At 42.3% G+C, this 20076-nt stretch carries 16 protein-coding genes; 7 read left to right on the forward strand and 9 right to left on the reverse strand.

The genetic code is table 11. From position 1 onward, the window contains the following. Positions 1–3 precede the first annotated feature (3 nt). Both VC28_RS10025 and VC28_RS10030 read right to left on the reverse strand, forming a co-directional pair. Complete coding sequence (locus VC28_RS10025; RefSeq protein WP_231591707.1) at positions 4–1242, reverse strand: hypothetical protein; 1239 nt, start codon at positions 1240–1242, stop codon at positions 4–6. After that, positions 1232–2701, reverse strand: a complete 1470-nt coding sequence (locus VC28_RS10030) for an undecaprenyl-phosphate glucose phosphotransferase (protein WP_082191489.1) — start codon at positions 2699–2701, stop codon at positions 1232–1234. The genes VC28_RS10025 and VC28_RS10030 overlap by 11 nt, the downstream gene beginning before the upstream one ends. A gap of 445 nt (positions 2702–3146) precedes the next feature. Here VC28_RS10030 and VC28_RS10035 point away from each other — a divergent pair, with 445 nt between their 5' ends. From VC28_RS10035 to VC28_RS10055, 5 genes are all read left to right on the forward strand, one after another. Further along, entirely contained in the window at positions 3147–3563 is a 417-nt protein-coding gene (locus VC28_RS10035) for a M48 family metallopeptidase (RefSeq protein ID WP_197085506.1), read from the forward strand. Between the two features lie 71 nt (positions 3564–3634). Further along, complete coding sequence (locus VC28_RS10040; RefSeq protein WP_053094185.1) at positions 3635–5098, forward strand: site-specific integrase; 1464 nt, start codon at positions 3635–3637, stop codon at positions 5096–5098. Then, entirely contained in the window at positions 5088–6992 is a 1905-nt protein-coding gene (locus tag VC28_RS10045; protein WP_049630513.1) for a hypothetical protein, read from the forward strand. The genes VC28_RS10040 and VC28_RS10045 overlap by 11 nt, the downstream gene beginning before the upstream one ends. Continuing rightward, positions 6989–8995, forward strand: a complete 2007-nt coding sequence (locus VC28_RS10050) for a hypothetical protein (protein ID WP_049630514.1) — start codon at positions 6989–6991, stop codon at positions 8993–8995. The genes VC28_RS10045 and VC28_RS10050 overlap by 4 nt, the downstream gene beginning before the upstream one ends. 6 nt (positions 8996–9001) lie before the next feature. Continuing rightward, positions 9002–9385 carry a hypothetical protein gene (locus tag VC28_RS10055; RefSeq protein ID WP_049630515.1) on the forward strand — a complete coding sequence of 128 codons (384 nt, stop codon included), beginning with the start codon at positions 9002–9004 and terminating at the stop codon, positions 9383–9385. 6 nt (positions 9386–9391) lie between these two features. Here the strand turns inward: VC28_RS10055 and VC28_RS10060 are convergent, their stop codons facing one another. Next, positions 9392–10096, reverse strand: a complete 705-nt coding sequence (locus VC28_RS10060; protein ID WP_049630516.1) for a hypothetical protein — start codon at positions 10094–10096, stop codon at positions 9392–9394. Between the two features lie 151 nt (positions 10097–10247). Here VC28_RS10060 and VC28_RS10065 point away from each other — a divergent pair, with 151 nt between their 5' ends. After that, on the forward strand, positions 10248–10460 hold the full coding sequence (locus tag VC28_RS10065; RefSeq protein WP_231591883.1) for a helix-turn-helix domain-containing protein: 213 nt from the start codon (positions 10248–10250) through the stop codon (positions 10458–10460). A gap of 15 nt (positions 10461–10475) precedes the next feature. Then, positions 10476–10988: a YgjP-like metallopeptidase domain-containing protein gene (locus VC28_RS10070; RefSeq protein ID WP_049630518.1), complete on the forward strand. Its 513-nt coding sequence runs from the start codon at positions 10476–10478 to the stop codon at positions 10986–10988. A 694-nt stretch (positions 10989–11682) separates the two neighbouring features. Here the strand turns inward: VC28_RS10070 and VC28_RS10075 are convergent. The 6 genes from VC28_RS10075 to VC28_RS10100 all read right to left on the reverse strand — a co-directional run bounded on the left by VC28_RS10075 (position 11683) and on the right by VC28_RS10100 (position 20041). After that, the gene (locus VC28_RS10075; RefSeq protein ID WP_049630519.1) at positions 11683–11964 is read right to left on the reverse strand and encodes a hypothetical protein; all 282 of its coding nucleotides are present in this window, start codon (positions 11962–11964) and stop codon (positions 11683–11685) included. A 439-nt stretch (positions 11965–12403) separates the two neighbouring features. After that, on the reverse strand, positions 12404–12970 hold the full coding sequence (locus VC28_RS10080) for a hypothetical protein (RefSeq protein ID WP_049630520.1): 567 nt from the start codon (positions 12968–12970) through the stop codon (positions 12404–12406). After that, complete coding sequence (locus VC28_RS10085; RefSeq protein ID WP_049630521.1) at positions 12967–13593, reverse strand: AHH domain-containing protein; 627 nt, start codon at positions 13591–13593, stop codon at positions 12967–12969. The genes VC28_RS10080 and VC28_RS10085 overlap by 4 nt, the downstream gene beginning before the upstream one ends. Positions 13594–13694: 101 nt before the next feature. Then, complete coding sequence (locus VC28_RS10090; RefSeq protein ID WP_049630522.1) at positions 13695–16466, reverse strand: DEAD/DEAH box helicase; 2772 nt, start codon at positions 16464–16466, stop codon at positions 13695–13697. After that, on the reverse strand, positions 16466–18163 hold the full coding sequence (locus VC28_RS10095; protein ID WP_049630523.1) for a site-specific DNA-methyltransferase: 1698 nt from the start codon (positions 18161–18163) through the stop codon (positions 16466–16468). Before VC28_RS10095 ends, VC28_RS10090 begins: the two co-directional genes overlap by 1 nt. Continuing rightward, entirely contained in the window at positions 18164–20041 is a 1878-nt protein-coding gene (locus VC28_RS10100; RefSeq protein ID WP_369799056.1) for an ATP-dependent nuclease, read from the reverse strand. It lies immediately after the preceding gene. Between the last annotated feature and the right edge of the window lie 35 nt (positions 20042–20076).

Consider the following 20076-nt stretch of genomic DNA (forward strand, 5'->3'; position numbering starts at 1 on the left):
GGCTCAAAACGTGAAGCGAATACCGAGGCTTGCCAGCGCATAATCGTAATCGCGATATAACAACGGCGATTCACGATCAACCCACTGGCTATCCATACGGATTGCAAGGCTGTCCGAGAATTGATAAGTCAGCCGCAATGGGCTGATGGTGGTCAGCTGTTCGTCGCGTGCGGGGGTATCCAACCGCGCCACATACGTCAGGTCACTGTAGCTGGCATCCATGCTGAACAGCCATTTTGCGGAGGGCTCCCAATTCAGCCCCAGTTTGCTGGTACGAATATCTGCCGGGGAATCAAAGGTTTCACCTATCGCCGGCTCATTCTGGCTATAGCTGAGTGCAAGTTTGAGTTTGTCGCTGATTGCCCAAGCCACATCAACTAACGCCAGAGTTCCTGTTCCTTCGTTGATATCACCTTCACGTTTGTAGCGCCCGGCCGTAAACCCCAATTGTGTTTTGCGCGTGAGAGCCCAAACCCCTTCCAGCTCTGCCTGGCGATATTCAAAATCCAGCACACCTGTACTGCCGTCAGGATTGGTATACAGCGGCTGCAGATAAAGCCGTTCACCATCGCGCAGGCGCAGGCTCAGGGACGATTTATTCGCCGTGGTGTACGTGCTCTCGGCAAATAGCTCATCTTCATCAAAATTCAGAAATTCACGCAGGTCATTGGAATGGGTTTGTTCAGCTTGCCGTGCGCCCAGCGCAAAACTGATATGGTTATTGGCAATTAATGTGATTTGGCCTTGCAGGTTTTCGAGTGCGGTTATGTCCTTATCAGCAAATTCCAACCGGTCAACAAGATAAGCATCGCGCTTCCAGACGACGGAGGTTTTTATCCGCTGGCTCCAATCACTGCGCCAACTCGCCTGCCCTTCATAAAAATTCGCGTCCAAATCTTCGCGCTCGGCGTAATCATAACGGCTGCCGCTGGCAACTAAAGAGAAATCCTGTTTGCTTACACGCTGTTTAACATCAAGCGCAACATAACTATGGGTGTAGTGTTCAGAATCGGTATCCGCAGTGCGCGCAAAATTACTATCCCAATATTCTTGCGCGCCTGCGGTTAGTGTTACGCGATCCGGTTTTAATCTTGCCTGATCCGGTGCAGCCAAACTGGCGCTGGCTGCACCCAACAGCATCGATGCGACAATCATGTTTACCCTGTGTTGTTTAACACAGGTTTTCCCAATCCACATGGGTTTAACCAGCATTTGTTTAACAAACACTTGCTCAATAGGCATTGGTATTTACGAATCCTTTAAAAATGGTTTTCCATAAAATTTTAATATCCAAAATAACCGACCAATTGCGGATGTATTCCAAATCATAAGCAATACGGCCAGACATTTTATCGAGCGTTTCAGTTTCACCGCGAAAGCCATTCACTTGCGCCAAACCGGTAATGCCAGGTTTTACTTTATGACGCAACATGTAACCTTTAATTTGCCCGCGATAATATTCGTTGTGCGCAACGGCGTGAGGGCGAGGCCCTACCAATGACATGCTACCGGAAATAACATTAAACAATTGTGGCAGTTCATCGAGCGAGGTGCGGCGTAAAAAATTTCCGTAGGGAGTAATACGCGGGTCAGAGCGTTTTGCTTGCGCAACATTTGCACCATCCTCGCACACTGTCATGGAGCGAAATTTCCAGACTTTGATTTTTTCGCCACCCATACCGTAACGGGTTTGTTTGAAAAATATCGGCCCGGGCGATGTCAGTTTTACACCTGCAGCAATTATCAGCATGGGAATCGCCAACACCGATAAAATACCCAAGCCCAAGACCAAATCCTCCAGACGTTTAGCCCAGCTATTATCCACCAGAGGTGAATCATAAATGCTCAGCGCCGGAATACCTTGTAAGCAAGTCATGCGCGAATGCAACAAATCAAAATTGAACACATCGGGAATTACGTAAGGCGATACTGTGGTATCAGCAAGGCGATCAATTACGGTGCGCATGCGCAATTCGGCGCGCATCGGTAACGCAATAAAAACAAGATCCAACTTGCCATCGTGAGCATCCTGATACAGTTGGTCCAATCCACCTTTAACATCGATATTGTTGCCCACAAGGCGGCGGCCAATGTCATTGTTTGATACGCGATCATCATAAAATCCCATGACCCGGTAACCTAACCACGGCATGTCGGACATCGAATTAATTAAACGCAAGCCCAAATCATTTGCACCCACAATTGCAACACGGCGCGGTTCTGTCGGCTTTGCACGCAAACGAGCCAACACCAAGCGTCGGCCAATATGCATCCCCACCATTACCGCGGGAGTTGTTACCAACCAGGCAGCCATGGAAAGTAAACCGTAATTAACAAAGGGATAAGCAGCGACCAGTGCCAGCACCAGAAATAATGCAGTAGCAAACCATGCCAAAAACAAACGCACCGCAAGATCGCGCATGGAATGGCCGCGCCACAAATAATAAACTTCATTACTCTCGGCAAAAAAACTGAACACAATGACAGCCGCTATGGCAAATGTGGTGTAAACATTATTCCAGTGCAACCCGGTCAATGAGAGACAGGCCCATAACATCAACACAATAATCGCACTGTCTATCGCGCGAAAAAGAGCCAGTATTTTGGAGTGATGGAAACGAACCACAGGAGGTTCATTTGACAAGTTGCTGACCGGACTCACGGGATTGACCGCAACACTTTCTACCGATAAATCGCTCATTACTACCTCCATGCGAATGACTCATGAGTAAGTCACGAATATGCAAACGATGTGTTGTGTATAAAACATTATTAGGCGGCAACAATTTTCAGCGACATATAGCTAATCCTTGTCTGCCTCGCTTTTGAGAAAAGCATTTTTCAGGCCAACAATCATAAATATTTTTTGGCAAAACGGATTTACTGAGCAACGCACATCAAAAGCGTGATAAAAATCCGCTAGAAAAAAGTCGAACCTCACAAATCAGCTGTTCGAACCTATAGAAATGAAAAGTTTGCGCGCTTACCCAACCCACCGCCCCAGGATAAAGCAATCCAAAAACACAAATGCACCAAGGCGAGCTCTGTAATTTTTACCCAGCCCGGTTAATTTTTACTTAACGCTGCTCTAGTCTTTATAATGGCTGTCGCTTATAACCACAGTCTGATCAATTTTGCGCACTACTATGGCTCATCTGAAATATCTCACCGGCTACCCGGCCGAAACTCTCACACAAGTTCAGCAGATCATTGACGGGAATCGGTTGCAGGAAATCCTGCTGAAACGCTACCCACAGGTACACGATATCCGCACCGACAACGCGCTCTACCAGTACACCCAAACCATCAAAAGCGAGTATATGGGCAAAACCCAGCCACTCAGCCGGGTAAGCTATGACAGCAAGATCAAAGTCATCCAACACGCACTTGGCCAACATCACTACATCAGCCGGGTACAGGGCGCAAAGTTAAAAACCATCAATGAAATTAAAATTGCCAGCGTCTTCCGCAAAGCGCCGGAAGCTTTCTTGAAAATGATAGTGGTGCACGAACTTGTACTCACAAGTAATGAACACATTGACGCTACTTTCAAGTATCAATAGCATGGACATCTAGGTCAAAGCATACGCGCCCCCTCACCAAGCTCGCGACCTCAAACTAAAGGATCATTGAGATGAAGCGACAAGCAAAACGAATTTTATTGCCATGCTTGGAGGTCACTGAAATTGCATTCCCTACAGATGAAAATGCCATTCCAATTTACCTCAGAGAAGGCAACCCCAATCCGGATTATTACGTTCGAAATAAACATGAAAACCCAACTGGAGAGCGCATTGATTTTAAACCCAGATGGATGGGATCTAGATTTAATCTATTTCCTATAGTCCTCGACGCGCATGGGGTTCCGTGGGCGGAGGCAAATATCTATCTGCTGTCCCGGGCTGAATCAACTCCCAATCCCGTCATGTCCACGCTAGCCAGCATCGCCGACTCTCTCGCTTCATTCCGAAGGTTTCTCGATGAAACTGGAATTGACTGGACGGAATTCCCATCCCAAAAACTCAAAAGACCAACATATCGCTACAGCTCCTATTTGAAACTTGAAATTGCGAGCGATCACCTAAAGGATTCAACTGCAAAACGTCACATGAGTACGGTGATATCTTTTTACTCTTGGTTAATTCAAGAAAATACATTAAAACCCGCTCACTCACCATGGAAAAAAGATGACCGTTTTATTCAGCTAACGGATAGGCGAGGCCTAAAGTTTTCAAAGCAGATAAGCACTACAGATTTATCAATAAAAACGGCAAAGCCAAATGATCCATATAGCGATCAAATCGAAGACGGAGGAAAACTACGCCCACTAAATACAGCAGACCAAGAACATCTTATTGAAGCCCTGATTGAGCTAGGCAATACCGAAATGCTCTTAATCCACTTGGTTGGGCTTTTAACAGGAGCTCGAATTCAAACAGTATTAACAATGAGACTGAAGCATGTTTCAGCAAAATTGAAAAATGCTACTTCAGATGAAATAAGAGTCCCCGCTGGACCTGGAACAGGAATTGACACAAAGTATGGAAAAAAACTTGTTCTTCACTTCCCCAAATGGCTCTATGAAAAGCTACACATTTACGCAAACAGTAATCGCTCGAAGCTACGAAGATTACGCGCAGGAAACGGAGATAACGCAGATCAATATTTGTTTCTAAGTATTAGAGGGGTTCCGCTATACACAAGCAAACAAGACAGTTTGATGTTTGATAGTTCAAATAACAAACGTCACATAAAAAATGGACAAGCAGTAAGGCAATTTATTAAAGATTATGTGATCCCATTAATTCGCTTAAAGAAAAAGGATGATAATTTTCAATATCAATTTCATGACACAAGAGCATCATATGGAATGAATTTAACAGATCATCAACTAAAAAGAGTTAGTCTTGGTGAAATTACGCTACATCAGGCAAGAGAATTCGTAAAAGCTCGCATGGGGCATGAATCATCGGCCACAACAGATAAATACCTGCAATACCGATCAAACCTCCACATGGCATCTGCTATAAATGCCACATATCAAAACCACATCCAAAACCTTATTGCTAAATACACGATTGGAAAAAATGAAAATTGAGAGAAGCACCTACGTATACAACCTTCCACTTCCTAAAGATCATGAAATACATTCCATTCAAAGCACAATTCTCAGATTTCCCTCTGGGAGCACCGTTGATATCGGATCACTTTGCTACCTAGATAGAGATGAATCAGCAATTTTTAGCAACTCTAGTAAAAGACGAAGAAAACATAGTGGAAGAAGGGTAAACGTAGAATCAATTGACAATCAAAGAACAGAAGCCGTAGGCAATTTAATTAAATATATATCCAATGCAATGGCCTTTGGTGGCTCACGCCCTGAAACCATTAGGGACCGGCTATCTAGGCTGATCCCATTTATGGACTGGGCAGACAAGAACAATTATCAGAAAATTCTTGTAGATTTAAACGCCTCGAAAGAAAGCTTTCGTGAATACGTAAAATTTCTCAGAGAGAAAGTAAATTCAAATACCATATCTGTTAATGGCGCCGCCAGGCAACAATTTACAGTCCTACGAGTGCTGGAAGATTTCTTCGATGACGACAGCTTTTCAAACGGAATAAATCTTATTAGAAGTAACGTATCATCAAAAGTAACCACATCACCACCAGAAGAGGAAGCACAAGCAAAAGTACTTTCTTTATGTGAAAATCTGTTCGATAGCATATACACTTTTATCACTGAATTTAAACCTTATCCCTTTCCACTAACCGCTCCAGCCTTCGCAAAATATCAGGATAATAAAATATGGATCTTTCCAACTACCACTTGGTTTAAACATCCAGACTTAGCCAACGAAAGATCCGTAGGATATAATTACACAGAGGGCCGACTTTCCACCATGTCGGAAATTAGTGCAGCCTTAGAAAATTCACAAATACATCCATCTAGAATAAAAATAAAAATAGAAAAATCAAAAAAGCAAATAGAAGCATCAAATAAAAATATTTATGACGTTCACAGACTTCATCAAGCGATGAATTCTTTACACTTTTTTATTATACTATTTCTCTCTGAAACAGGAATCAACTGGTCTCAGCTCATAAACTTAACTTGGTCTGATGACTATGAAGTAGAAGCATCAAGGCAACTCTTCAGAGTCATAAAGTGGCGAGCCAATAATAAACCCGTGTGTTTCGAAGTATCGAATTCATTCATACCAAAATTTAATAAGTTTCTTTCTATCAGAAAATACCTACTACAAGGTCATGAATGTAAATGGCTATTTTTTAGCAAGGGCTTCAAGAGAACATCTGAACCAACACAGATGAAAGAGACGCTTAACAATACATATGACATCCTGAGAAAGATATGCCCTGATGTAGTACCGATAAAATCTCGACAATGGCGCTCCGCGAAAAGCGACTGGCTAATTAGAAATACCGATCCAGCAACTACCGCATTAATTTTGCAAAACTCTGAAAAAACCGTATTAGCTTCTTATGCGACAGGATCAGAAACATCTCAAACTCAAGAAATTTCAAAGTACCTTAATGAAATATCAAATACCGTTATCAAAAACAGAGAAAAAGCAGAAGGAGGAAAATCTCACTCTCTAGGAATTTGCACCGACTACGGATTCCCATCTCAAGAAAAATTAAATACGCCCATAAAATCTGACTGCAAAAATTCAGAGGGCTGTCTATTTTGTGAAAAATTTAAAATACATGCAGATGATATTGATACACGGAAGTTAATAAGCTGCAGATATTGCATAAACCAAACTATGCATCTCATACAAGGGACTACATTCCACGAAGAATCGATACATCCAATCCTAACTAGAATTTCTGAATTATTAGTCGAGATCTCCAAAAAAAATCCTAACGTCGTAGATAAAATAACAGAAGAAGTGGAGGTTTTTGGAGAGCTTGACCCATACTGGGGAAGAAAACTTGAAATGCTTATTGAACTAGGAATAACAACATGAATCAGAAGTATGAAATCAATATTGACATCCCAGCTCACTCTGCACCACCGGACATATTTCATGAGTCTGGAAATGAAAAGCCATCAAAGGACTTTGTTGTGAGCCGCAATCAAGATGGCACCATTGCTTCAGTGTACGGCGACTACATTTGGGACCTATCGGCATATCATCCAGAAAAAGTTCCTAGCAAATTAAATTTCAAGCTCTGGAACAATGAAAGCGAAACAAATGTTCACGAGAACTTAATCGAGGAGTCTCGTCAAATTTTATTTTCCCTAATGTGGATACGTAATGGTCCGTCATTGAGCATAGGAACGCTACGCAACTATCTCACCGTAGTTAAAGACGCATGTAACTATTGCGACAAAAACAATCTTACGATACATGAGTTATTTGAATCTGAAAAAATTTTATGGAACTTCGTAAATTCACAAGAATCAGGATGGCACATACAAACATTAGGCTCAATGTTACAGCAATTAAAAAATAATAAATTTGGCTTTATCATTGTAGGACAAAGTATGCTTCAAGCTATAAAAGCAAGAGGATTACAATACAGGGCAACCCTGAATCAACACTCTCCAATTCCTACAAGAATTTACTCAGAAATAATTAGTCAGCTTTTTTCTTTCATAAACGAATGGGAACCAGTTTCCGATGAAATTCTCCATATTACAAAGTTATGCAAAGACAACCCCTTAGAGGGAAGAAACCCAACCAATCAGTTCAGCATCGCAAGAAAATTAAATATACCCTATAAAAAATGTAAGACATTCCCTGAGCTTTTGCCTAGTAAATGTCTGGATTATTTCAATCAGCGAAACCTTAGCCTTAATGTTAAAACCCTGTCTAATCTTATTGCCGAAGTTCAACTAGCACTGAAACTAACAATTCAAACCTTTTCTGGAATGAGGGATGACGAAGTCTTCTCACTTCCCTATAACTGCATTAAAATATTTTCACTTGATGGAATTGAGCACTACAGCATAGTAGGGCGAACAACCAAGTTTAATAACGGAAGAAAAAAGAGTGCCAAATGGATTACTAACGTCGATGGTTACAGGGCACTAAAAGCAGCAAAAAAAATTGCAGAAGCAATTTACTCGACTTTTAATATCCATAAAGAAAGTCTAAATTCTGAAAGCGAATACTACCCACTATTTGTACCAGTTGGTTATCTAGGTCTCGCAGGCCCAACCAGACATCCTGAAAACAATTGCTTCGTACCAAGCAATATCGACTTGAGCCGAATGCACAAACTTAGAAAAATTGTAGAGCCAATCATTCTAGAGACCGATATTCTGGAGCTGGAGCAAATAGACCCACACAGAGCATGGCGATCAGAGGCAAAGTTTCAGCCTGGAAACACTTGGTCATTTACCTCACACCAATTACGTCGATCTCTAGCTCTTTATGCCCAACGATCGGGTCTTGTTTCGCTTCCATCCCTACGAAGACAACTACAACATATTACTAACGAAATGTCTCTCTACTACGCTAAAGGCTCTGTCTACGCTAAAGATTTTATTGGAAAAGACAAAGACCATTTTGGTACCCTTTGGCAAAAATCCAAACTTGAGTCAGAGGGTCTAAGCTATATTCTGAACGTTGTATTTTCTGATGACATCCTATTTGGTGGCCACGCATTATGGATGAAAAACAAAATAATAGATGGCGATGGAAATATATCCTTCGATAGGGAAAAGACACTCCAACAGTTCAAGCGAGGCGAAATAGCATATCAAGAAACACTGATTGGAGGCTGCACCAATACAGCACCGTGTACCCAATCAGCGCTAAAGTGGATTAATACTGAATGTCTTGAGAATGGTTGCAAGTATCTGGTTTGTCATGTTTCTAAGCTAGATAAAGTTATCGCAGCTCAGACAAAGCTTGTTGCAAATATTGATGAAAGCCTTCTCGAATATCGAACTGAGAGTTCAGATTTAGCAATATTGGTTAATGCACGAGAAAGGGCCTTAAAAATTAATTCAAAAGGTTAAAATTAAATGGAAAACTCTACCCTGTCTGAGTACTTCGCAGCTCTAGAACGAATCAAAAATGGGAATCCTATTCGGGTGAATAAAGGCTCAAAAATTTCGAAGGACTCTGTTGCAATTGAAGCAGGTAGAAAAAAAGGAAGTATTAAAAAGTCTAGAGATAGTTTTTCTGATCTTATCGAGGCAATAAATATTGCTGCAGAAAGTCAAAATAATAGCTTGGATAACAACGTAGACAAGCTCAAGCTTGCTAGGCAAAAGTCAGACCAATACCGTAACGATCTTGAGGCGGCTCTCGCAAGAGAAATCTGTCTTTTGCATGAATTATATGAATTAAGAAAACAGCTCGCAAAGCTCACGGGCACGAATGTCATTCCGATTAGAAAAAATTGATAATCCTTAAAAATTCAAATTGGTACGATACAATTCTAATAAACCAGCCATTACAGAAGGCCTTATTTGATTTGGAAATTTGTACCCCTCTATCTGGATATTTGATTTTTTATAGCGAACATATGTTTCAAACGTTAAATCCACAATTTCTTCGAAAGCTACAGTCTCCCTCTTGCCCCGATCTTTGGATATTTGCTTTATGGCTCTCCAAAGCAATGCATTTACAATTTCTGTTGTGTTTTCCATAACTAGCAGTTTTAGTTTTGCATTTGATGGAGATTGACATGTCACCTTCATACTGGCTTTACCTGCGTAGTACATTGCGTATTCAATGCACTCACATGCAGATATTTCTTGAATCAGTGCCTGCAGGTATGAACCATTTATACATGACCTGGATAATAGACCTTTTATTTTTTCAGACTTCCTATAAATGAAGTCATCCAACTGGTCCGAACTCACCGGTCTTTTAATGTATAGAATATTATCTACTCCATTGAGCTGAAAATCCGGCTCAGCCATTTTGAATTCTACAGCTCCCGTGTCGATCAGCTTCGCAATACAAATCCTCGTATAGCTGTCCACAGGTGAAAAGCCACGGGTTATTACCTGATCTTCGCTTAAGTACTCCTCTTGCGGCTTAAAGCACATTGCCAAAGCAACCAACATCACCATCAAATGAAAATCTTTCTCGTTTACATGATCACACATTAAGCACCCACTTTCAGACTCGATCCCCGTTCGAAGCCTACCTCCAATAGGTTAGACCATCAAAATGGGAGCTTTAGACCGTGGAATAATAAGCCGCCGGGAATGATAGTTCTAGCTTTTCAGCTGGACACTTATGAAAGATGCACACTTAATGGCCTTTGGGCGCGCGATAAGGGAGCTTCGGAAGGAGAAAGGGCTTTCACAAGAGGCTTTCGCTGATCTCGCTGGCATTGACCGAAGCTATATGGGGCACATTGAACGCGGCGAAAAGAACGTGACGCTTACAAAGATCTACCAGATAGCCGACGCTCTAGGAATGTCCCTACCTGTTATATTCGAACGAACTGAATCCCACCAGACATAAAACGTTGCTCTTCACATGAACCCATCAAATACACTCAAATACCTCGCTGGCTATCCAGCGGAGACCCTGGGTCAGGTTCAGCAAATAATTAATGAAGGCAGACTGGGAGAAGTGCTCTTAAAAAAATACCCCACACGCCACGGCGTTCGGACAGATAAGCAATTGTATGATTACACCATGGATCTCAAAAGCAGATACTTGGGTAAGTCCCAGCATCTCAATCGCGTAGCTTATGACTCAAAGATTAAAGTCATTCAGCACGCATTAGGACAGCACCATTACATAACTAAAATTCAGGGAAACAAGACCAAGACGGTTAATGAGATAAAGATCGCAAGTGTATTTAAAAATGCACCTGAGGAGTTTTTGAAGATGATCACCGTCCACGAGCTGTCACATTTTCGGGTGAAGGGGCATGATAAAAGTTTTTATCAGCTCTGCAGGCATATGGAACCGCAATATCACCAGTATGAGTTTGATTTACGCTTGTACTTAACATACCTAGATATGCATGAGTCACTCTACTGATAGAATTAGGGCAGCATTTCAGTAACATCAGGGGGTCGGCATTAGGCAGGGTCAACTTTCCGACCACTTACCCCACAAAACGAAAAAGCCCAGCGTTTGAGCTGGGCTTTAAGTCCTCGAAGGAGGGAATATCACAAGGCCTCTAGGGCAACGAGCACATAATAAGTTTCACTGCCAACTCTGTCAATGATGAAATCGGCTCTAAAAAGAGGACGAAAAAACCATTCCCGTCACGAGCGGCAATCAAATAAGCTAAAAAATCCGGCGTACTCTTTATCAGATTTCTCCGAATATCCCGCTCACTGGCTGGGAGGCTTTACAGCCCGACATTGGCACACCCCTTCGGGTCCGGTCAGCGCCAACCCCTTTATTCTACCTACCCATCAAATTTGAGCAAGCATTTTCTAATGAACCAGGCAGCGAATGGATTGGCCGGAACCGCATGCGGGACTACGCTCCAAACCATGCGGGCGACCAATTTTTGGTAAGGGTAAGGTATACCCAAAAGACGCTTTTATAAATGGTATCAAAGCTCTAAATTTAATCCAATTTAATTATGAGCTGCTAAATACAGGCGCATCATTAAACCGCTAAGATACGGCGGTTATGCTGATGCATTATTAATAAACCTCATAAATAGTTAAGTTATGCTACTGCTTTTTCAGTAAGATATTCTGAAAGATTTTATAGAGATTTAATCAACCAGAATCGGAAGGTCATCCTCTTGTTTTCCTTCCTCTTTCAAAGCCCGCCTCAGCGCTCCAGTTCGTATCACACTATCAAGATCACATTTCGAAGGAATATATACTTGCTCGAAAATTTCCAGTATTAAATACTGAACAGGAAAACCATTAGCATTTAAATATTTGGCAAATTCTTGATCGGTAGGTCGACTGAAGTCGTCACACCAATATGGGAGGTTCTTTGTCAGATATTTTTTTGCAATTTCGAGATGTCGTTGAAATTCTTTTGTCATCACTTAGCCCCCTCTAAACATGTATCATTTTTTGATAGAAAGTGGATATCAGTTATTTAGAGTGGGACGTTGCCTATCCTTCGTTCAGACTTGGATAACAATTAGCTATTCCATGCACCAAACGCAAGCCACAGAATAATTAATGCAAATCTTTCGTACTTAACATCAGCATTATTGACTATTTAGAGACAGAAAATTTTTGATGCTTATCACCAAATATGCGCTTCAGCGTGATAAGTCTTTGGTACTTCGGCGTTAGCTTGAACTTCAATATGCCATGCTTACTTACATAGCTGCACTCATACAAAACATAATCACCAGATTGCCTGTAATTATAAATGTGACCATGCACTAGACAAAACTGCCTTAGAGAGCGGCACTTAATATTTGGCTTAATTGGCTTGTGACGGGCAGCGAGCATAAAGGCACTCTCAGTTGTTTATTTTACCTCAACAGGCTCAAACACAAGACCTTTAAAACCATTGACTTCATAGAGTTTTTTAAACCGTTCAGTGCAATAGCTAAAAACAAGCCTATCTGTAGGGGTTTTAAATACAGCTATCTCTTCTACTTCTAAGAATGATTCATCAAATGAAACATTACCTTGACCAAGGTGAACACCTGAATCAATAATTTCGACAGCTTTTTCTTTGTTGGTAGCCAACTCTGGAATTATATAAAGTACATTAAAAAGATAGTAAGTTTCGCTTTCTATAGTAATTGGCAAAAACTCCCCTGCTTTTTCTAAGCACGCATGAAAAACTTTATAAGCTCCCGGACTAAGAACTATGACTCCTAACGACCATATGGATACATCGGGGAGCGTTTCTCGCATACCCTCGAAATTTTCACAATAATAAAAGGATGCTTCCGGCGCAACCCATTCGTGAAGCCTAGGCTTTCCTAAAAACCTTGGCCTGTATGTTGGCATTTTTGTGCCTAATTCAACGCCGTCAATATAGGGTGAGTAAGTATTTTTATAATCGTCAATCAGTTTATAAATCATAATTTTCGATTCTTTTTTAGCCAGCTATCATATTCAGCTTCATCAATTTCTTGCTGAAGTTTCATTTCTGGTTTTATGTTTCCTTGTAGTAACTGCATCCTCACCGTATTTAAAAATGCTCTTACTTGGCCATCCGTATTCATTACAGAAATAGTTCCTTGTATCCAATGGTAATAAAGCCTCCTATGGATTCTATTGTGGCCAATGGCGTTTGGGTAAATGGTTGGCCTTGCATCAGCTTTCGTCTTTGGCATCCAACATCCGTTATCTGGGTCATCAATTCTTACCTCAAGGTCTGCAAGAATCTCGCGCTCTCCAGCACCGCTTTGATGAGAGCCGGATATAATGTGGTGGGCATCCCATCTTGCTGCTGGCCTAGGGTGTCCGTCAGCACGAAGAAATTTACCAAGTCTTTGTGATGAGTGTTTCTCTTGCAAAAGTTGCACGAAAGTCATGCCGCTGGCATCAGCGCGAAACTGAGCCATAAAAGCACTCATTTTTGCTTTGCCGATTGCCGCAGCTCGTTTTTCAACACGTTTAAATTTTTCAAAGTCCTTATCAGACATGCTCTCTGTTTTGGCTTTATCCAACACATTAAAAGGCTTTTTTAAAGAATTATTCATCTGTCAGACCTCCACTATCTGATTAACTCAGCAAATTTACAGAAACAGCATACCGGTTAAGTGACCGCTGTTCTGTTAAATCATACCAAAGTTAAGATTTTCTAAACCCTGTCCTTCACCTCAAACCGCAAAAAATCCGTCAGAGCTTTTGATTCATTAATATCAGTATGAGGCACTAACAGATATTTCCAGGGCTTTGAACCTACACTCTTTGCGTAATCTGAAGCATGCTGGCACCAGCGAGAAGCAGCCGCAGCTTTTGCTTGAACTTCTGGTGAGCCAACATCACCTAATGCTTTGGTTTCAACCATTAAAATAAATGCATCTGCTTCCGCGACAAAATCCGGGACGTACTCAGGTTGCTCGGTGCCCAATTTGTAATAGATTTGGAATTGACCTTTAGCTGGCTTAAACCATTTGCTTGCGTTGCGTTCGAGAATAACAGCGAAACGTCTTTCGGTGTCTGAGTCAAATTTTTGGAACGGATAGAGGCAGCGAGAGAAACCGCCAAACAGCATTTGTTTGATGCGCCCGAGTTCGGTTACTGTCTCGCGGAAGTGTGCAGTGGCTTGCCCTGCGCTCACAGTGTAATTGCAAGGTTTTAGCTCTGTGAACCCACGGCTAACTTGCACCTCATAACCTGTAGCCTTTTCCCAGAAATGCGACATCATTTGTGCATGAATTTCACGCGCAATTAGCCGGCGCTCTTTATCCAACACACTGTGTGCTTCACTTTCTGAGAGATAGCTCAATAGGTGGTGCACCATTTGGCCAGCAAGGTCATAAAGCAAATCTGCATGGGTAAAGTAGTCAATATCATCGTAGTCTACCAACGCATGAACAATGTAATTTTCTAAGCGCTGCTCTTTTTCATTGACCTCGGCCGCTAGAGTATCCTGCTCATTGGTATGCAGGTTATGAATAAGAATTTCATGGTTGCCTGGCTGCAAATGAAGCCCAGCAACATCTAGCTTAAATGGATGAAAACCCGTTGTTACCTCACCAGTGGGAACCACGGCAATACGCGGAATATCAATAGTTTGCTGAACGACTATTTCTGCGGTTTTAGCCACAACAGATTGAAGGTCAAGCGCAGGAGCTGACTGATCTGCGCCATCCAAAAGGTTGGCTTGAACTGGCTTTAAGCGCTCAGCTACTTCTGCCAAAATTTCTTTTTGCACTTCCGGATTTAGCAAAGCATTGCTGGTAGGCACTAGATCACGCTTAACCTCATACTTACCGATAACCTCCATAACCACTCGCGCCGCTTGCTTTTCGGCTTCAGACGTAAATACGGGCTTCTCAAAAGTAGAAGTTTCCGATGCGCCAGAGCCAGTTGAATTAAAGCCAGTGTTAGCATTATCGGATACCCCAAGTCTTGCTTTTGTGCCCGACTCAATATGTACGCTGACTTGCTGCCCTTTAGACAATAGATCGTCGATATCGATAATGTTTTCTTTTTTCAAAATCGAATCAGCGCGATTTGATTCATCAATAATTTCTTGGAACTTGTCATGAGCAACTATATTTAATCTATCCACCGCTGCAACGCCCGTGCGCTTTCCGTAAGGCAAGCGCAGGCCGCGACCAATAGATTGTTCAATCAAGGTTCTTGCATTAGCGGCACGTAACGGAACAATAGTGTAAAGGTTGGTAACGTCCCAACCTTCTTTCAACATGTTAACGTGAATCACTATCTCTGTCGGTTCATCAACACTTTCCACCGCCAACAAGCGAGTAATCATTTCCTCTTCTTCTGCACCGGAACGGCTAGAGTCAACCTGGATCACTTTGCCCTGATAGCGCCCTTCGTAAAACCCTTGCGATTCAATCAGGTCTTTTAATTGGGCGGCATGAGTAGTATCCCGAGCGATTACTAATATAAAAGGCTTCACTACTTTTACATTGTTTTCGCGGGCATAGGTGAGCAATTCTACTTTTGTGGTCTCGTGCAGGCGAACACCATCTTCCAACTTAATTTTTTCAATTTCTTCCGGTGTATGCGAAGCGGCAGAGAAATTTCGCTGCGTAACAACTGCTGGCTCTTTAACAAAGCCATCATCCATTGCGCGCGCTAGTGGATAATCCATGACAACGTTTTTAAACTGGACAGGGCCACGGTTTGACTCTACAAAGGGAGTCGCGGTTACTTCTAAACCAAACAATGGATTTAATTCGTTAATGGAGCGAACACCCGCGCTGGCTCTGTAGCGGTGCGATTCATCCATCAATAATACTAAGTCAGGCAAGTTAGCCAAGTGATTGAAATAGCTATCACCTAAAACCTCTTTCATTCGCTTAATACGCGGTTCTTTACCGCCACGTACTTCAGAATTTATTTTAGAGATGTTGAAAATGTTAATGCGCACATCATGATCAAAGCCCTCTGGCTGTGTATCAATCACCGCACCAGTTTGATCGTAGTTATCACCGGTAATAATTAATGGTGGCTGCTGCGCAAACTCTGCAATACCTTTAAAAACATACTTAGGGGTATTGCGGGTAAAGTCAGCAATCAGTTTGTTATAGATTGTCAGGTTAGGTGCAAGCACAAAGAAGTTGTTAATGCCATGCGCGATATGAAGGTATGCGATAAATGCGCCCATTAGACGTGTCTTACCAACACCTGTAGCCAAAGAAAAACACAATGAAGGAAATTCCCGCTCAAAATCCTCCAAGGTATTAAATTGCGCCTTCAATGTTGCAAGGATGGACGCCAAACTTTCAGCATCGTTCCCACGATCATGATTGAGCATTTCTGGCGCAGCTTCCAAAGCGGTCACCAACTTTGACAATGATTCCGCTTGTGGTGGGCGCAATGACAGGCGACCACACACATGATGAAAAGCGCGAGCACGTTCAAAATTCGACATTATTGTTCATCCCCAAACAAGCCGCCTTGAGCTGGCGCAGCCTTTTTCTTTTTTGTTGCTTTCGCAGGTGCTGCCTTAGCAGCGGGTTCATCCATTTCTGCAATAGGCAAGTTAGCGACGTTCAAGCTGTAGTCGTCATGCCCCCATTCGCAACGAGAGAGAACCATTTTGGGGATTTTCTTCAGTGTGAGATTAGGCCAGCGGGTAGATGCTGCGGCAGCAGTTACACCATGAAAAGCAGCGCAACAGACCAACAAGCTTTGATCGCTACCCACTTCATCTGCTAATGCTTGTAATTGCTGAGCAGAGAGGTTTTGTGTAGTGACATAAATAAAATCACGTTCGCTGGAATTACCATGCTGCCACCAAAGTGTTTCGGAGGGCGCGTAAGCAAATCCTTCTAGTTTGCACAGTGCTTCCGCCAATTGTGTGGAGTTATATTCGGGGTTGATCACGGAATTTCCCCAACGATCTTCCACTATTAAGCTTGGGGCAAGTTTGTAATACCGGAAACCGCCACCTCCCTTCCAATTTGCGGTTTCAGTAACGCCTCCTTTATCTTCACCATCTATTACTTTCCTTAGACGAGGGACAATGTGGGTGTTGCAATGCTCGCCAAGCTCTACCATGATCCAGCGACGTCCCATTTTATGCGCAACAGCGCCGGTTGTTCCTGAGCCAGAAAAAGAATCAAGAACAAGATCATTTTCATTTGAAGCTATATGAAGTATTCGAGCTAATAACTCTTCTGGCTTCGGATTGTCGAAGCCGTTTCCATCAAACATTACATTTGAATGGCGCTTGGATGAATCGTTAGTTCCAACATCATCGGCATACCAAATCGTTTCGGGAGTTAATCCAGCATCCTCACTTTCCTTCAGGAACTTTTTTTGTCTAGGTACATTTCCGCCAGAGGGGCCGAAATAAATCCTATCATCCGAAACCAGCTCTTTGAACCGCTGCTCCGTAAATCGCCAACAATTTCCAGCAGGAGGATCAATCGTTCGACCATTTGGAGTCACAATTTGATAAAACTGCGACGCAGTTGCGTGTCCCGATTGCGCAGTAATTGCTACGGACTGCCAAGCACCACGGGGGTCATTGTCTGGATTTTTATACCGGGATAAAACCTCTTGACTCATCGGAACGGGATTCCGATCTTTTTCAAAAGAAAACTTATCTCTGGCATAAACTACTATGTAATCATGCTTAAATGAAAATGCGCGCCTATTTTCTCTGCTTTTCCTTTTTTCCCAAATTACAGTGCATACAAAATTAGCCCTGCCAAATATTTCATCACAAAGAACACGTAGGTAGGGATATTCATTGTCATCTATGCTTATCCAAATCGAACCATTTAGAGTTAATAGCCTGTAAAGCAGCTCTAATCTATCACGCATCAATCCGAGCCAAATGGAGTGCTCAACTCCATCATCGTAATATTCAAATGCAGAACCGGTATTATAAGGCGGATCAATGTATATACACTTGACCATTCCAGTAAACTCTTGCTCCAACGCTTTAAGCGCAAGCAAGTTATCGCCAAAAATTAAGCGATTATCAAAAATATCACTTTCTGAATAACGCTGCTTTGCGTGATAGGATTTTTCTGGATCTTCTAGCAATATGCGCGGTTCAAGCTTTGGCCGCTTTTCTTTGCCAATCCAAGTGAGTTCTAGTTTTTGTTTGTTGCTCATTTATTTTCCGTCGCTAGCAATGGGATTGTCGAACTGATAAGACTTATGAGTGATTGACTTATTTGCAATCCAAGTTTTTAGCTGTGTTTCGTAGTTTGTACCATCTTCTGGCGCTATTCCCACATCATCAGATTTTATTGTCAGGGCTTGAAGTACCTTGAGTACGCTATTGCGGATAACATCAATATCCCGAACTGCCTTCCAGCTTTCAAAGGGTTTGTCCTTCTTAGGAAGGTCCATTCCATGATGCAGCTCAAAGTTGGGGCATGAGCACCGATAAATGACTGCGATACCATCGGAACGCGCAGCCGATATTGCATCAGTGATTTTTTTATTAATCGAATATGCTGGACTCGTCTTATCGCCATCTTTCGTCTTTGGTGAATCTATGTCATGTAGAACAGAGAATTCAATCTTGAAGTGCGCTAGCATTTTCACAAGAATGGCTATAGTAGCCTTGCCTCTTGCCCTTATAATCAATGGTCGTTGGTCAATTGGATAATCCGCTTCATTCAGTCGCATTGCCTCATGAAATGCAGCAAACTCCGTATCGCCCTCGACGATAATAACTTGGCCTCCGAAAAAAACTTCGGATACATTTGAGTCAAAAAGCATCAACGCTTTAAGATTTTCAATCTCATCACCATCAAATTTTATTTTCTCAGAACGGTATATATTTGGCGGTAAGTGGGCTTCAATTCGATGGAGGCGAACTATAGATGTGTGATCTTTAAGTGGATCAATAAACGCTGGATGATGAGTACTTAGCATGACTTGCCAACCTGATTCAGCTGCCAAAGCATAGAGATGCTCCTTCGCCGCACGCACAGCAGAAGGGTGTAGTGCGGTTTCTGGTTCGTCAATCAGCAACATATAGCCCGGAAGAAAACTATCCTCTGCTTTGCCTTCGCTTATACCAACCTCATCTATTTTTTTAAGTTTGTCTTCGAGATTTTGAATCTTTGTTTCGTCAGCTTTAGTCTGCTTGGTCTTTGCTTTGAGCTTCGCTAAATCTGTTCTATCTCTCTCAATTCCTTTCTGAATATCTGAAAGGCGATTCAACTCCGACCTCACCTGAAGCATTGACCAAAAAAGAGCGCGTTGAGATCCTGTTCCTTGTTGATCCCAACGGGCTTGACCATCTTTCTCGGCAATGTCAACTCTTGAAGCATTGCTAAGGCTTTTTTGCGGATCAAATCCTATGTCGCCTAGGGAGACTGTGAGGCGAATTTCTGCTGAATTAAAAACCTGCTGATAAGACGAATTTACTTGTGACTGGATTTTTTCGAGCTGCTCTTTAAAATCGGCCACTGGTTTTTCGGCTTCAGCCTGAAGCTCAGAAATTTTTATACTCAAGGCAGATGCTTTATCTTCCATCAAGGCCTTGTATTTTCGTGTTACAGGTTCCAATACAAGAGTCAATAATTTTTTGTGCTCTTCCTGCGGATTATCTAGCGAACCAATGCGAAATGGCTGAGGTAATCGACTATTGAAAACAGTGTCAAGACCAGAAGCCTTACCATCTTCTGCATACTCATTGGAATCTGGATTCCACGTTGTTCGAGTCGGTTTCCCACCACTAACAGACCATTCCCATTTAGATCTAACAAGTAGAAGACCGTCAACATCCTCTTTCCACTTCTCATCAACATTTGCTGCTGCCTTAGGAATATGAACCCAAAGCTCTACGGAAGCCGGATTGCCATTTGAATTGCGATTGAAATCTTCAGGCTTCAACTCGACCTGCTTGACTGCTGATTCGTAGGCACGAAGAACAGTGGTCTTGCCGGCATTATTAGCACCGACAAGGCAGACAATATCGTCAAGCTCAATTGTTAATCCATCATTTCCTATACAGCCGATATTTTTTACATGCATACGCACAAGATGTGATCGCTCCGCCATTTTTCTTC

The sequence above is a fragment of the Cellvibrio sp. pealriver genome (genome assembly GCF_001183545.1).
In the GTDB taxonomy this organism is placed as follows: domain Bacteria; phylum Pseudomonadota; class Gammaproteobacteria; order Pseudomonadales; family Cellvibrionaceae; genus Cellvibrio.